Source organism: Cupriavidus sp. UGS-1 (assembly GCF_021213615.1).
In the GTDB taxonomy this organism is placed as follows: domain Bacteria; phylum Pseudomonadota; class Gammaproteobacteria; order Burkholderiales; family Burkholderiaceae; genus Cupriavidus.
The window spans coordinates 1-12,672 of sequence record NZ_JAJQJF010000004.1 but is presented as its reverse complement, the minus strand read 5'-3'; the positions used below and the strand labels follow the sequence as shown (position 1 = coordinate 12,672).

11 protein-coding genes are annotated in these 12,672 nt (G+C 67.3%); 10 read left to right on the top strand and 1 reads right to left on the bottom strand.

All coding sequences use genetic code 11. The annotated features are described in order from the left end of the window. Positions 1-111 precede the first annotated feature (111 nt). The 5 genes from LRR16_RS06835 to LRR16_RS06815 all read left to right on the top strand — a co-directional run bounded on the left by LRR16_RS06835 (position 112) and on the right by LRR16_RS06815 (position 6,877). Positions 112-2,271 (top strand): TonB-dependent siderophore receptor, encoded by a 2,160-nt coding sequence (locus LRR16_RS06835; protein WP_023264557.1) that lies wholly within the window; start codon positions 112-114, stop codon positions 2,269-2,271. Positions 2,272-2,502: 231 nt separating this feature from the next. Then, a complete protein-coding gene (locus LRR16_RS06830) occupies positions 2,503-4,314 on the top strand; it encodes a cyclic peptide export ABC transporter (protein ID WP_232205298.1) in 1,812 nt (603 codons plus the stop codon). Between the two features lie 108 nt (positions 4,315-4,422). Then, positions 4,423-4,686 carry a DUF4880 domain-containing protein gene (locus LRR16_RS06825; RefSeq protein WP_232205297.1) on the top strand — a complete coding sequence of 88 codons (264 nt, stop codon included), beginning with the start codon at positions 4,423-4,425 and terminating at the stop codon, positions 4,684-4,686. Between the two features lie 311 nt (positions 4,687-4,997). Beyond that, positions 4,998-5,558, top strand: coding sequence for an RNA polymerase factor sigma-70 (locus LRR16_RS06820; RefSeq protein ID WP_006575921.1), 561 nt, complete (start codon positions 4,998-5,000; stop codon positions 5,556-5,558). Positions 5,559-5,728: 170 nt separating this feature from the next. Continuing rightward, positions 5,729-6,877 (top strand): zinc-dependent alcohol dehydrogenase, encoded by a 1,149-nt coding sequence (locus LRR16_RS06815; protein WP_232205296.1) that lies wholly within the window; start codon positions 5,729-5,731, stop codon positions 6,875-6,877. A 91-nt stretch (positions 6,878-6,968) separates the two neighbouring features. Here LRR16_RS06815 and LRR16_RS06810 read toward each other — a convergent pair whose 3' ends face one another. Further along, a complete protein-coding gene (locus tag LRR16_RS06810; protein WP_006575923.1) occupies positions 6,969-7,346 on the bottom strand; it encodes a hypothetical protein in 378 nt (125 codons plus the stop codon). A gap of 340 nt (positions 7,347-7,686) precedes the next feature. On the opposite strand from LRR16_RS06810, the gene LRR16_RS06805 reads away from it, so the two are divergent. The 5 genes from LRR16_RS06805 (at position 7,687) to LRR16_RS06785 (ending at position 12,348) form a co-directional block, all read left to right on the top strand. Next, the gene (locus LRR16_RS06805) at positions 7,687-8,217 is read left to right on the top strand and encodes a DUF4142 domain-containing protein (protein ID WP_043440306.1); all 531 of its coding nucleotides are present in this window, start codon (positions 7,687-7,689) and stop codon (positions 8,215-8,217) included. A 59-nt stretch (positions 8,218-8,276) separates the two neighbouring features. Further along, positions 8,277-8,612 (top strand): hypothetical protein, encoded by a 336-nt coding sequence (locus LRR16_RS06800; RefSeq protein WP_006575925.1) that lies wholly within the window; start codon positions 8,277-8,279, stop codon positions 8,610-8,612. Positions 8,613-9,172: 560 nt separating this feature from the next. Continuing rightward, complete coding sequence (locus LRR16_RS06795) at positions 9,173-10,183, top strand: class I SAM-dependent methyltransferase (RefSeq protein WP_232205295.1); 1,011 nt, start codon at positions 9,173-9,175, stop codon at positions 10,181-10,183. A gap of 499 nt (positions 10,184-10,682) precedes the next feature. Then, on the top strand, positions 10,683-11,909 hold the full coding sequence (locus LRR16_RS06790; RefSeq protein ID WP_023264559.1) for a BON domain-containing protein: 1,227 nt from the start codon (positions 10,683-10,685) through the stop codon (positions 11,907-11,909). A gap of 13 nt (positions 11,910-11,922) precedes the next feature. Continuing rightward, the gene (locus LRR16_RS06785; RefSeq protein WP_232205294.1) at positions 11,923-12,348 is read left to right on the top strand and encodes a hypothetical protein; all 426 of its coding nucleotides are present in this window, start codon (positions 11,923-11,925) and stop codon (positions 12,346-12,348) included. Positions 12,349-12,672 lie beyond the last annotated feature (324 nt).

Below are 12,672 nucleotides of genomic sequence, written 5' to 3'. Positions count from 1 at the left end.
GCATTACGGCGAGCCTTTTTGCGTGCCGGGCGAACGCGATCCAAAAAGAAGGGGAGTCTCATGCAACGGGTGTTCGATTGCCGGCGGACGGAGGTTCGGCGGGCGGTAGTGATGTTGTTTGCGCTGGCGGGCAGCGCGCATGCACAGGAGCAGGCCGCGCCGGCGGGCCAGCCCGTGACGGGCCAATTGCCCGAGGTCACCGTCAGGGCCACCGGGTCGGAGACGGGAACCGGCCCGGTGGGCGGCTATGTCGCCCGGCGCAGCGTCACCGCGACCAAGACCGATACGCCGTTGGCGGAGACGCCGCAGTCGATTTCGGTGATCACCCGCGAGCAGATGGAAGACCGCGGCGTGCAGAACGTGTCCGAGGCCTTCGCCTATTCGGCCGGCGTGGTCGGCGACAACGTGGTCGAGTCGCGCTATGACAAGCCGGTGATCCGCGGCTTCCCCGCGCGGCAGTATCTCGACGGCCTGTACATCAACTACTACACGAGCGGCTACCTGATGCCGCGTGTCGACACCTATGGGCTCGAGCGCGTCGAGCTGCTGCGCGGCCCGAGTTCGGTGCTGTACGGCGCCAACGCGCCGGGCGGCCTCATCAACCTGGTCAGCAAGCGGCCGACCGCCGAGACGCTGCGCGAGGTCAATCTGCAATATGGTTCGCACAATCGGAAGCAGGCCAGCTTCGACCTGTCCGGCGCGGTGGACAGCAACCAGACCGTGCTCTATCGGCTGACCGGCCTGTTCCGCAAGAGCGATACGCAGACCGAGCATGCCAAGGACGACCGCATCTTCATTGCGCCCGCCTTGACGTTCCGCCCCTCCGCCGATACCACCTTCACGCTGCTGACGCACTACCAACGCGACAAGCAGGGCACCGCGATCAACTTCCTGCCGCGCGAGGGCACGGTCATTCCGACGGTGAACGGCCGCAGGATCCCGGTCGGGTTCTTCACCGGCGAGCCGGGCTTCAATACCTTCGACCGCGAGGAATACGCGATCGGCTACGCCTTCGAGCATCGCTTCAACGACACCTTCCGCGTACGGCAGAACGTGCGCTACATGCACAGCGACCTGACCTATACCGGGGTCTATGCGGTGGGCTGGAACTCGGCGGCGCAGCAGCAACTGCGGCGCGGTTCGCTCGATGCCGGCGGCAAGCTCGATACGATCGGCGTCGATACCCAGCTGCAGGCGGACTTCAGTACCGGGCCGGTCCGGCACAAAGTGCTGGTCGGCGTGGATTACCAGCATGGCAAGTTCGACGACAAGCAGGGCTTCGGCACGGTAGGCACGCCGCCGCTGGGCCTGATCGATCCGTGGAATCCGGTCTACGGCGCCAGGATCAACCCGATCGCCTCGTACACCAATGCGGAGCAGACCCAGCGCCAGCTCGGCATCTATTTCCAGGATCAGATGAAGCTGACCGAGCGGCTGACCTTCGTCGCCGGCGGCCGCAAGGACTGGGCGAGCTCCGATACGACGTCGACCCGCATCGTCACCGCGACCAACGCCCGCACCGTCACGACGACGCCGATCGACCAGGACGACTTCACCTATCGCCTCGGCCTGCTGTACCAGGCGCCGTACGGCATCACGCCGTACGTCAGCTATTCGACCTCGTTCCAGCCGCAGGCCGGCACCGACCGCCAGGGCTCGCCGTTCAAGCCGACCACCGGCAAGCAGACGGAGCTGGGGGTCAAGTTCCAGCCGCCGGGCAGCAACAGCTTCATTACCGCGGCGGTCTACGACCTGCGGCAGCAGGACGTGCTGACGCCGGACCCGGGCCGTCCGGCCGGCACCAATTTCCAGATCCAGACCGGCGAGATCCGCTCGCGCGGCTTCGAGCTGGAAGGCACGATGGACTTCCAGAACGGCTTCAAGGCGATCGGCTCGTACACCTTGATGAATATGGAGACGACCAAGAGCAACGGTCCGGACCTCGGCAAGACGCCGACCAACCGGCCGCGCCATACGGCCGCGCTGTGGGTCGACTACACGATGCGCGGCGGCATGCTGCGCGGTCTCGGCATGGGGGCCGGCGCGCGCTACATCGGCTCGACCTGGGGCGATGCGGCCAATACCTTCAAGGTGTCGTCGGTGTGGCTGGCCGATGCCGCGATCCACTACACGCTCGACCAGCACTGGCGTTTTGCGTTGACCGCGACCAATCTGCTCGACAAGGAATACGTCGGGCAGTGCGGCAGCGCGACGACCTGCTATTACGGCTACCGCCGCAACATCCTGGCCACCGCGACGTATCGCTGGTGAGGGTGCACGCCGCAAGGCGCGCCGCGCCCATATGTCATTCCCGCGCATGCGGGAATCCAGCGGCGTAGAGAGCCGCTGGGTCCCCGCGTGCGCGGGGACGACAGGCGTGTCGCAAGCTGAGGTGGCAATCGCGCCGGTTGCCTCCAGCGAGCCCCTGCGTCACGGTAGCTAATTCGCGGACATCGTCGTTCGTCACAGGAAGGAGACCTCTTCCTCGTGGAGCCGCCGACCGTGTCCGCCTTTCCCTCGCTGCGCAATGTGTTGTTCCGGGCCTCGGGCCATCTGCTGGCGTTCGCCATCGTGGCCAGCCTGGCTGGCGGCGCGGCCTCGGTGGGGCTGATCGCCACCATCAACCGCGCGTTGTCGACGCCTGCGGACCAGTTGGCCGCGTTGGGGCTACGGTTCGCGGCGCTGGCCGTGGCCGTGCTGCTGTGCCGTACCGCCGCGCTGATGCTGTTCGTGCGGCTGAACCAGACGGTGCTCGCCAGCCTGCGCGAGCATATCGCCGGCCGGCTGCTGGCCTCGCCCTATGCCGAACTCGAACGGGTTGGCCCGGGACGCGGGCTCGCGCTGCTGGGCGAAGACACCAATCAGGTCGCCACGCTGCTGGTCGCGCTGCCGTTCGTGGTGATGAACGGCACCATCGTGCTCGGCTGCCTGGCGTATCTGGCCTATCTGTCCTGGCAGGTGTTCCTGTTCGCGCTCGTTGCCGTGCTGACCGGCTCGATTTGCTACCGGCTCAGCCGCAAGCGTTCGCAGCGCTATCTGCGCGACGCCGGCAGATGGCACGACGTGCTGATCGAACGCTTCGGCGCGATTTTCGCGGGCGCCAAGGAGCTGAAGCTGCATCGCGAGCGCCGCGAGGCGTTCGCCAGCGGGCCGCTGGCCGAGGCGATCGATGCGGTCAGGACCAACCGCACGCAAGGCCTGTCGCTGCTGTATCTGTCGCTGACGATCGGCAGCACGCTGTTCTTCGCGGTGATCGGCATCATCCTGTTCGTCGTGCAGCGGCCGCTGGGTGCGGATGCGGCCGTCGCCAGCGGCTATACGCTGGTGTTCCTCTACATGATGGCGCCGCTGGAGGGCCTGCTGAACAGCCTGCCGCAGCTCAATCTGGCGCGTATCGCCTATCAACGGATCGCCGATACCACCGGACCGCTGGCGGTGGAGCCGGGCCTGGGCGATGCGGCCGATGCGGCCGATGCGGCCGATGCGGCCGATGCGGCCGGTGAGCACCGGCCGTTCGTCGGACTCGCCTTGCGGGGCGTCACGCACCGCTATTTCCGCGACGGCGAAGATGGCGCCTTCACGCTGGGACCGATCGATCTGTCGCTGCGCGCCGGCGAAGTGGTGTTTCTTGTTGGCGGTAATGGCAGCGGCAAGACCACGCTGGCCAAGCTGCTGGTCGGCCTGTATGCGCCCGAACAAGGCAGCGTGCTGCTCAATGGCGAGCCCATTACCGACGCCGTGGGCCACGAGCGTCATCGCCAGCAGTGCACGGCGGTCTTTGCGGACTTTCATCTGTTCGACAGCCTGTTGGGCGCCGCGGCCGGCGAGGGCGGCGAGGGTGCCAACGCGGTCGGCTACACGGCGCTGGATGCGCGCGCCAACGAACTGCTGGCGCGCCTGCAGCTGCAGCACAAGGTGACCGTGCGCGACGGCGCGTTCTCGACGCGCGCGCTGTCGCAGGGTCAGCGCAAACGCCTGGCGCTGGTCGCGGCCTGCCTGGAGGACCGGCCTGTCATCGTGCTCGACGAATGGGCCGCCGATCAGGACCCCGCCTTCAAGGCGGTGTTCTATCGCGAGATCGTGCCGGCGCTGCGCGCGCAGGGCAAGGCAGTGCTGGTGATCTCGCACGACGACCGCTACTTCGATGCGGGCGATCGCGTCGTGCGGCTCGAACAGGGCCGCATCCGCGGGCAGGAGGGCGAACACCGGAGCGAAGACCAGCGCGAATACCGGGGCGAATACCGGAGCGAATCCCAACCGGCCGCAGAGCCGGAGGGCGTGGCGATCGCCACCGAGCGGCAGCGCGCGGCATGAAACACGGGGCCGTTGCGCCGGTGCCCAGGCAGCGACTCCGCTACAATCGCGTCACACGACGCCGGTGCATGACATCGGCGCACAAGAACGCATCAAGGGGAGCTGTACGTGGTCCAGAACCGAACGCCGGGCAACGACATCGCCTGGCAACAAGCGCTCGACTGGGTGATGCTGATGCGGGACGGCATGCTCGACGCCAGCGCCGAACAACGCCTGCTCGAATGGCTCGACCAGTCGCCCGAGCACATCGAATCGTTTCGCCAGGCCTGCGCCGTGTGGCAGGCCACCGGTGCCGTGACCCCGTCGATCCAGGCGGCCCTCGAAGCCCGCATGCCGCGCACAACCGGGCAGCGCCCTTCGCGTCTCGGCTGACAGGGTCCGCGCTCGCGATGGCTGACTCCCTCTCCCGCTTGCGGGAGAGGGTTGGGGAGAGGGCAGAGGGCCGTTGCGCTCCGCGGTGGCGATTGCGAATGTCGATGCCCTTTCCCCCGTCCCGTCTCCCGCAAGCGGGAGAGGGGAGAAAGATTGGCTCTGGCGATAGTCGTCCGCAGCCACCAACCTTGTCCGCCGCCACCAACCTTTACACATTGCCTCTTCGAATCGCACGGGCATGTCGCTATAATTGCGAATGAGTCGCATTTGCGTTAGCATGTCCGTCGGTTTCTTCTGGGAGGGGGCACGAAATGACCGAGCAACCGATCAACGAGGTCCGGACGCCTGTCGAGGCGCACCAGCCGCGCCATATGAGCCAGGAACTGTTCGGTACCTTCCTCAGCTATCGCCGGGCCCTGATCGACGCCGCGGCGCGCATCCTGGGATGTCGTGCCGGCGCCGAGGACGTGGTCCAGGACACCTTCCTCAAGCTGATGGACCAGGAGAGCGCCATCGTGGTCCGGCAGCCGGTCGGCTATCTGTTCCAGACGGTGCGCAATCTGGCCATCGACCGGCACCGGCGCGCGGCGCTCGAGCAACGGCACGCGGCCTGCGAGGAAGACGGACTGCTGGTGGCCAGCGATGCGTTGTCGCCGGAGTCGATCACGCTGGGCCGCGAAGCGCTTGGCACGGTCGCCGGCGCGCTGGCCGAACTTCCCGAGCGTACCCAGAAAGCCTTTGAGATGTATCGCATTCGCGGGATGACGCAGAAGGAGATTGCAGCCATCCTTGGCGTATCCCCGACCCTGGTCAATTTCATGATCCGCGACGCGATGACCCATTGCCGCGACGCGCTGTTCGGCGCCGCGTAAGCGCGACCATCGCGCCTTCCTACGCCACTTCGAGCCCGCTACCGGCCCCGCTACCAGCCCAGCCCCCAGCCTTCCATCGCCCGGCTTCCCCGGAATGCAACTTGCGTCCTGCCGTGACGTTGCGGTCCGGCGGGTCGGACCGCGTCAACCCACGATTGCGGAGTTGCGCGATGAAAGCTGTCGTATTCCACGGAGTCGGCGATATACGCCTGGACGATGTGTCCGATCCGGTGCTGCAGGCGCCGACCGACGCATTGATCGAACTGACCGCCAGCGCCATATGCGGCACCGACCTGCACATGGTTCGCGGCACCATGCCCGGCATGCGGCCGGGCACCATCCTCGGCCATGAGGGCGTCGGCGTGGTCACCGAGGTCGGACAGGACGTCAACAATCTGCGGCCCGGCGATCGGGTCGTGATTCCCTCCACGATCGCCTGCGGCTACTGCAGCTACTGCCGCAGCGGCTATCACGCGCAGTGCGACAACGCGAATCCCAACGGCATGCGCGCGGGCACGGCCTTCTTCGGCGGACCGCAGACCACCGGTCCCTTCCACGGCCTGCAGGCCGAATATGCGCGGATTCCCTTTGCCAATATCGGCGCGATCAAGCTGCCCGACGAGATCAGCGACGACCAGGCCATCCTGATGTCGGACATTTTTCCGACCGGCTATTTCGGCGCGCAACTGGCCGAGATCCGGCGCGGCGATACCGTGGTCGTGTTCGGCTGCGGACCGGTCGGGCAGTTCGCGATCGTATCGGCGCATCTGCTCGGCGCATCGCGCATTCTCGCCGTCGACCATATTCCGTCGCGGCTCGAGGCGGCCCAGGCGCAGGGCGCCGAGGCCATCGACTTCAATCGCGAGGACCCGGTGCAGGCGATCCTGCGGCTGACCGGCGGCATCGGCGCCGACCGCGCCATCGATGCGGTCGGCATCGACGCGCAGCGCCGGCATGCCGATGGAGACGGTGCTACCGCGCAGCCCTCGTTATGGCAGCCCGGCGACGGTCCCTCCGAGGTGCTGAAGTGGTCGGTCGAGGCGCTTGCCAAGGCCGGCACGCTGTCGATCATCGGCGTCTATCCCGAGGCGCACGAGACCTTTCCGATCGGCAAGGCAATGAACAAGAACCTGACGCTGAAGATGGGGAACTGCAATCACCGCGCGATCCTGCCCGAACTGGTGGACCTGGTGCGCGCCGGCGTGATCGACCCCGCCGAGGTGTTGACGCAGACCGAGCCGCTGACCGGCGCGCTGCAGGCCTACGAGGCGTTCGACCTGCGCCAGCCGGGCTGGATGAAGGTCAAGCTGGAGCCGTAAGGAAGCGTCGGTGCGGGACGAAAAAAAGCCGGCACGCAATGCTGTTGCGTGCCGGCTTGCCGGGCCAGCGTGCGCCCGGTCAGCGCCGGGCTTACTGCTTCGTCGCCGGGCTGGGGGAGTCGCCCTTCGGCGCGGACGGCGAGTCCGGCGTTACCGCGTCGGGCATGCCCTGCTGGCGCGGCTTCTTGCTGCGATGCGTGGTGCCGCTCTTCTTCTTGTCGCGGGTCTCGCTGCCGGTCATGGTCGAACCGGTCGAGCTGGTCGAGCCGCTTTGCATCGTGGAGTCGCTGCCGCTCATGCTGCCGCCGGTCGCCGACGGCGTCGTGCTGCGGCTCGCGGGCGGGTTGCCTTCGGTCGGCGGCGCGCTCGGGTTCGGCGCGTTGTTGCTGGGGGGCGCCTGCTGGGCGACCGCAGGCAGGCTCAGCGCCGCGCACAGCGCAAGCGCGGTAGTGGTGACGATTCGCTTCATCGTTGGCTCCATCCATTGAACGTGAGAACGGGCAGGCCCGTCCGGACAGACACCGGCTGGTGGCACACGATGCCCGTTACCTAACGATACGTGCCGCGTTATGCCCGCTCAGGAAGGCGATGCCTGAATCGACTGTAGGAATTGGACGACGGCTGCGAGCGCGCTACTGCAATCCTTACGAGCCGATGTAGAAATTCCGAGGCGATACCTGAGACGTCCCCGCCAACGAGCCACCCGCATGCCTCGCGCCATACACCGCGCGTGCCGCGCCGGCCTCGGCACGGAAGTTGCGCCGCGGCCGTTGTCACTGATCCGGCTGATGGAGGCCATCTTGAAAACGATGCAATGGATTCGTCCCGCGCTGCTGGTCGCCGCCGCAGCTGCGATGAACCTGGCGTTCGCCGACGTCGGCAAGACCGACACCAACTTCATGAAGAAGGCGGCCGAGAGCGGCATGCTGGAAATCGAGGCCAGCACGCTGGCTGAAAGCAAGGCATCGAGCGACACGGTGAAGTCCTTTGCCTCGCAGATGCTGAAGGACCACAAGGCCGCGGACAGCGAACTGAAGGCGTTGGCGTCCAGCAAGGGCGTTGAATTGCCGACCGAGCTGCCCTCGGCGGACAAGAAGCGGCTGGAGGCGCTGGGCGCGCTCGAGGGCGCGACCTTCGATCGCGAGTATGCGAAGGAGGTCGGCGTCAAGGCGCACAACAAGGCGGTGTCCCTGTTCCGCGAGGCCTCGACCAAGTCCCGCGATCCGGACGTCAAGGCGTTCGCCGGCAAGACGCTGCCGACACTGCAACATCATCTCGAGATGGCCAACAAGATGGCCAACGAGGTGGGAAAGTCTCCGGCCAAGTCGGCGAAACGCTAGGCAGCGCGAACCGCGATGCGCCGGCGGCGCCCGCCGCCACAACTACGCAGGAGACAGAGATGAAACGTTTCGCCACTTTCGCCATGCTGGCGCTGATGTCCGGCGCCGCGATGTCGCAATCGACCGCCACGCCCGCGACCGGAACGCCGCCGGGCAGCGACAAGGCGCCCGGTACGGCCGCCTCGGACGTCATGCCGACTCGGCCGGTCCAGGCCCCAAGCGGTGGCTCCACTTCGGACCATGGCGCGCATGGCGGCACCCGTCAGCACGACGCGACCAAGGGCACCAGCACCAGCAAGCGCGGCGAGGCAAGCCAGTCCAATCGCAGCGACCGCCGCAGTGCTTCGGCGGCGGAGAGCTACGGCTATCCCGCGTCGCCGGCGAAGGCGCGCTAGCGGTGCCGCCGCGGCAAGCCATTCCCTGGCTGCTCCATTTCCCGTGCCTGAGCGCGGCGCCCGATGCGGGCGCCGCGTTTTTTTACGCACGCGCAATTGGCCGCATGGAGGGAAACGTTGGCTCGCGCACATAGGCAAACAATTTTTTATTTGCGAGCGCAGCAAACGCTAACTAGATTGCCTTCGTGGGTTTGTCAACGCTGACATGCTGGCGATCTCTGCATGTCGCGGCCCTGGCAACCCACCGTGGCGGTACACCGGCATGCCAAGGCAATCGCGTTCGAGCCGTGGGGGAGGGCGGACGCGAGGCAGCGCCAGTCCACGGGGTCTGGGGCTGGCTCGCCGAAGCGTAATGGCGATCGGCCACGTCGATGTCATACCCAGGAGGCCAGGCACACCGACCGGCACGCACCGGCCGGGTCCGGCCTGCCAATACGCAGCGCATTGGAAAGGAACGGCATCGCGCCCGCGACGGCGTGCGGCCGGCCGGCCCTTCGCGTCTTTCGTCTGGTGTCGGCCGTGGTCGCGGCCGCGCCGGCGCTTCTACCCCGGGATCCAACATGAACGACGCCCTGCTCTCCGACCCCTGCGTTCCAACGCGCGCCGAGTCACTCGATCCACCTGTTCAGCGCCGCGATCACGAGCGCGCCGATGCTACCTTGGCCATGCACGCGCAGGCCGGCGCGGAGGACAGCTATCTGCAGCGATTGCAGCCCTTCCTGAAGCCGGGTGCCGCGGTACGCGGTGGGGCGTTCCCTGAGGCTCGCATCAATACGTTCACCACCGGCATGCGCGCCAACGCGCATTACTTCAGCCATCCCAAGTGGATGGACGACTGGCTGATCAGCGTGCATCGATATCCGGAACTGCGAGAGCGGTGGCTGTCCGTGGTGGGCTCGCTGGACGACAAGGTGCTGGTCGATGTCGGCTGCGGCCCCGGCAATCTGCTGGCAGCACTGGGGGGCAAGCCGAAGATTGCGATCGGCGTCGACATCGCGCCAGGCAGCCTGGAGAGAGCGGCCGGTGTCGGCTACCTGCCGTTGCGGGCCGACGCCCACGATATGCCTTTGCGCTCCGGCATCGCCGACGTCGTCGCCATCAATGGGTCGCTGCATCATCTGGACGATATGCGGCGCGCGCTGGTGGAGGCCTCGCGCCTGGTGCGGCCCGGCGGCTTGCTGATCCTTGATCATGACCCGCAGCGTTCGGCTTGGAATTTCCGCGGCATCGCCTTGCTGCTGTGGCGCCTGCGTTTGCCGATCTATCGCTGGCTTCGGCGCGGCGGCCATACCGCGGCCGACGACGAACAGGTCTGGGCCCTGGCCACCGAACTGCATCACCGGCCCGGTGATGGGCTGACGCGCGAGCTGGTGCACACGACGCTGCGGCCGCTGGGCTTCGATATCGCGATCTATCCGCACAGCCACTATGTCGGCAAGGACGTGCTGGACGGCGTGATGGGCCGCCCGCCGCTGAAGATCCGGCTGGCGCAGCGGCTGTCCGGCATCGATCCCAGGTCGGCGGAAGCCGCGCTGAGCCTGTTCGTCGTCGCGCGTCGGCGCACGCTGTAGCCGTCCTGCAGTAGTCCCCTGCGCTTGCCTCGCCGCCGCCGCCGATTCCGGTGGCGGCGTCCCCGCTTTTCTCTTTCCCTTGCGCTCGATCCACCGATGGCTCGATTCCCTGTCGGTCCGACCCGCCCATCGCAGCGCGCGGCCCCATGCCCACGCAGGAACGCTAATTGCCTGATGGCAGCGTGATGGCCCCGTGATGGCCGCGTGATGGCCAACCCGGCCAGCGTCCGCCCCGACGAAAAAACTCCGGACGAGAAAGGGCGCCTCTCCACCGGGGACGGGAGAGGCGCCAAGCGCGGGCGAGCGGTCAGTCTATCCCGCGTTGCCACAGGCTATCCGCCGTCACACGGCGCGAAAGTCGCCTAGCGCACACAGTCTTCGGCGACGGAATGGAAATTGCGTCACCGGCGATATCCCCACTGATTGATGCCGGATCTGACGCGGGATTCGCGCCGGGTCCACGTCACAGCATTTGCAACTCTTACCAACGGAGGCACAGATGAACGAACGCAGCACCAGCCGCCGCGTATGGGATTACCGCCAGCCGTATAGCGCCGAAGACCGGCTCGACCAGCGCGGCTCGCGCCAGGGCGGCCGTTATGCGGAATACGCCGAGGAAGAGATCCGCCGCGGCCGAGGCGTCGGGCAACCGGGCATGCCGCGCTACGGCGGCGGCCGCGACGATCCGTTCGGGGAGCCCCGTCATGCCGAGCACGGCTATGGCGCCGGCCACTTCGGCGAGGGCCGCTACGGCCGCAGTTACGAAGAGCCCCTTGGCGACAACCCCTATGGCACCTACCCGTCGACAGGCGAGGTGATGCGCAGCGACCGCGGACTGTCCGGAAGGAGCGAACGAGGTGAACGCCGCAGCGGCGATCTGACCGACAACCGGCTGTCGCGCGGGCAGCGCGGCGGCCCCTGGCCCGATCAATCGCGTACGCCGTGGCGCGATCGCTACGAGCCCGACGATCCGCAGACGCGTGCCAACCTCGCGCAGGCCTATGGCATCTCGGATTCGGACCGCCTCGATGCGCCGTCCTGGCCGGACCAACGTGGCAGCGGCGATGCCGGCCGGCGCGAGGCGAGCGCGCGCTGGATGGACGAGGGCGGACGCTTTCCCGAAAGCGAACGCCCGGGCCGCGGCGGACGCCCGTCGGGCTGGCCGGGCGACGACTGGAGCGCCGGCGGCCAACGGCAATCGCATGGCCGCGACGAAGCCTACGAGCGCTTCAGCGGCGCGCCGCAGCGCGTGAACTGGGGGCAGGGCTCGGGCAGCGGCGCCGGTCCCGACCGCCGGGTTTCGCCGAAGGGCTACCAGCGCAGCGACGAACGGATTCGCGAGGACCTTTGCGAACGCCTTGCACACGATGACCGGCTCGAAGTGCAGGACGTCGAGGTCCAGGTCAGCGAAGGCGTGGTCACGCTGACTGGCGCCGTGCGCGACCGCCGTCAGAAATACTGCGTCGAGGACATCGCCGACGACATCTTCGGCGTGCGCGAGGTTCACAACCGCATTCGCGTGCAGCGGGAGGGCGGGCAGGTCGGACACGGCGCCGCAGGATCGAGCTCCGAGGACCGGCGCGTGAGCGGCATCAGCACATCCGGCAGTGCCACCGGCAGCACAGCCAGCAGCTATGTCGGCGGCATGGAGGTCGGCGCGGGCGAAGTGCCCAAGGGCACCGACCCGTACGGCGGCACCACGACGCCGGGCAAGCACGCTACCTGATGGGGAGAAAACGATGAACCGGAACACCGACCGAAATACCGATCGAAATACCGACCGAAATGGCAACGGTCGGAGCGGCGACCAGGACGATGCCCGCGACAAGCTTCGCGCCCGCGACGATGGCGCCAACGACAATACGACGTCGAGCGCCGAAGCGCAGCGCGAGCAGGAGGTCAGGGAGGAAGCGCGGGCGATTCCCAGCTCGCTCGATCCCGATACGGACATCGAGCCGATCGACTCGGACATGAACCTCGAAGGCCTGCCCGAACAGGAACAGGACTATCCGCACGACAACCGGACCGAGGCGCTGTTGCCCGAGGAACAGATCGGCGAGCGCATCGAGGATGCGGCCGAAGGTATTGCGCCGGATACGCCGGCGGATCGCGCCGACCAGACCGACCGGCGCGAGGAACGCCCGCCACGGCGCGACACCGAGTAGACCACACCGTCGTCCCCGCGAACGCGGGGGACCCAGCGACTTCACCGCACCACAGCAACGCCACTGGGTCCCCGCCTGCGCGGGGACGACGGGATACGTTCCGCTTAAATCGAACTGATAGAGGTGTTGCCGCGTGAGCAGCAGATTGGCGAGCGTATCGCACACTGTCGTCCCCGCGAACGCGGGGACCCAGCGACTCACCGCACCACAGCAACGCCACTGGGTCCCCGCCTGCGCGGGGACGACGGGATACGTTCCGCTTAAATCGAACTGATAGAGGTGTTGCCGCGTGAGCAGCAGATTGGCGAGCGTATCGCACACTGT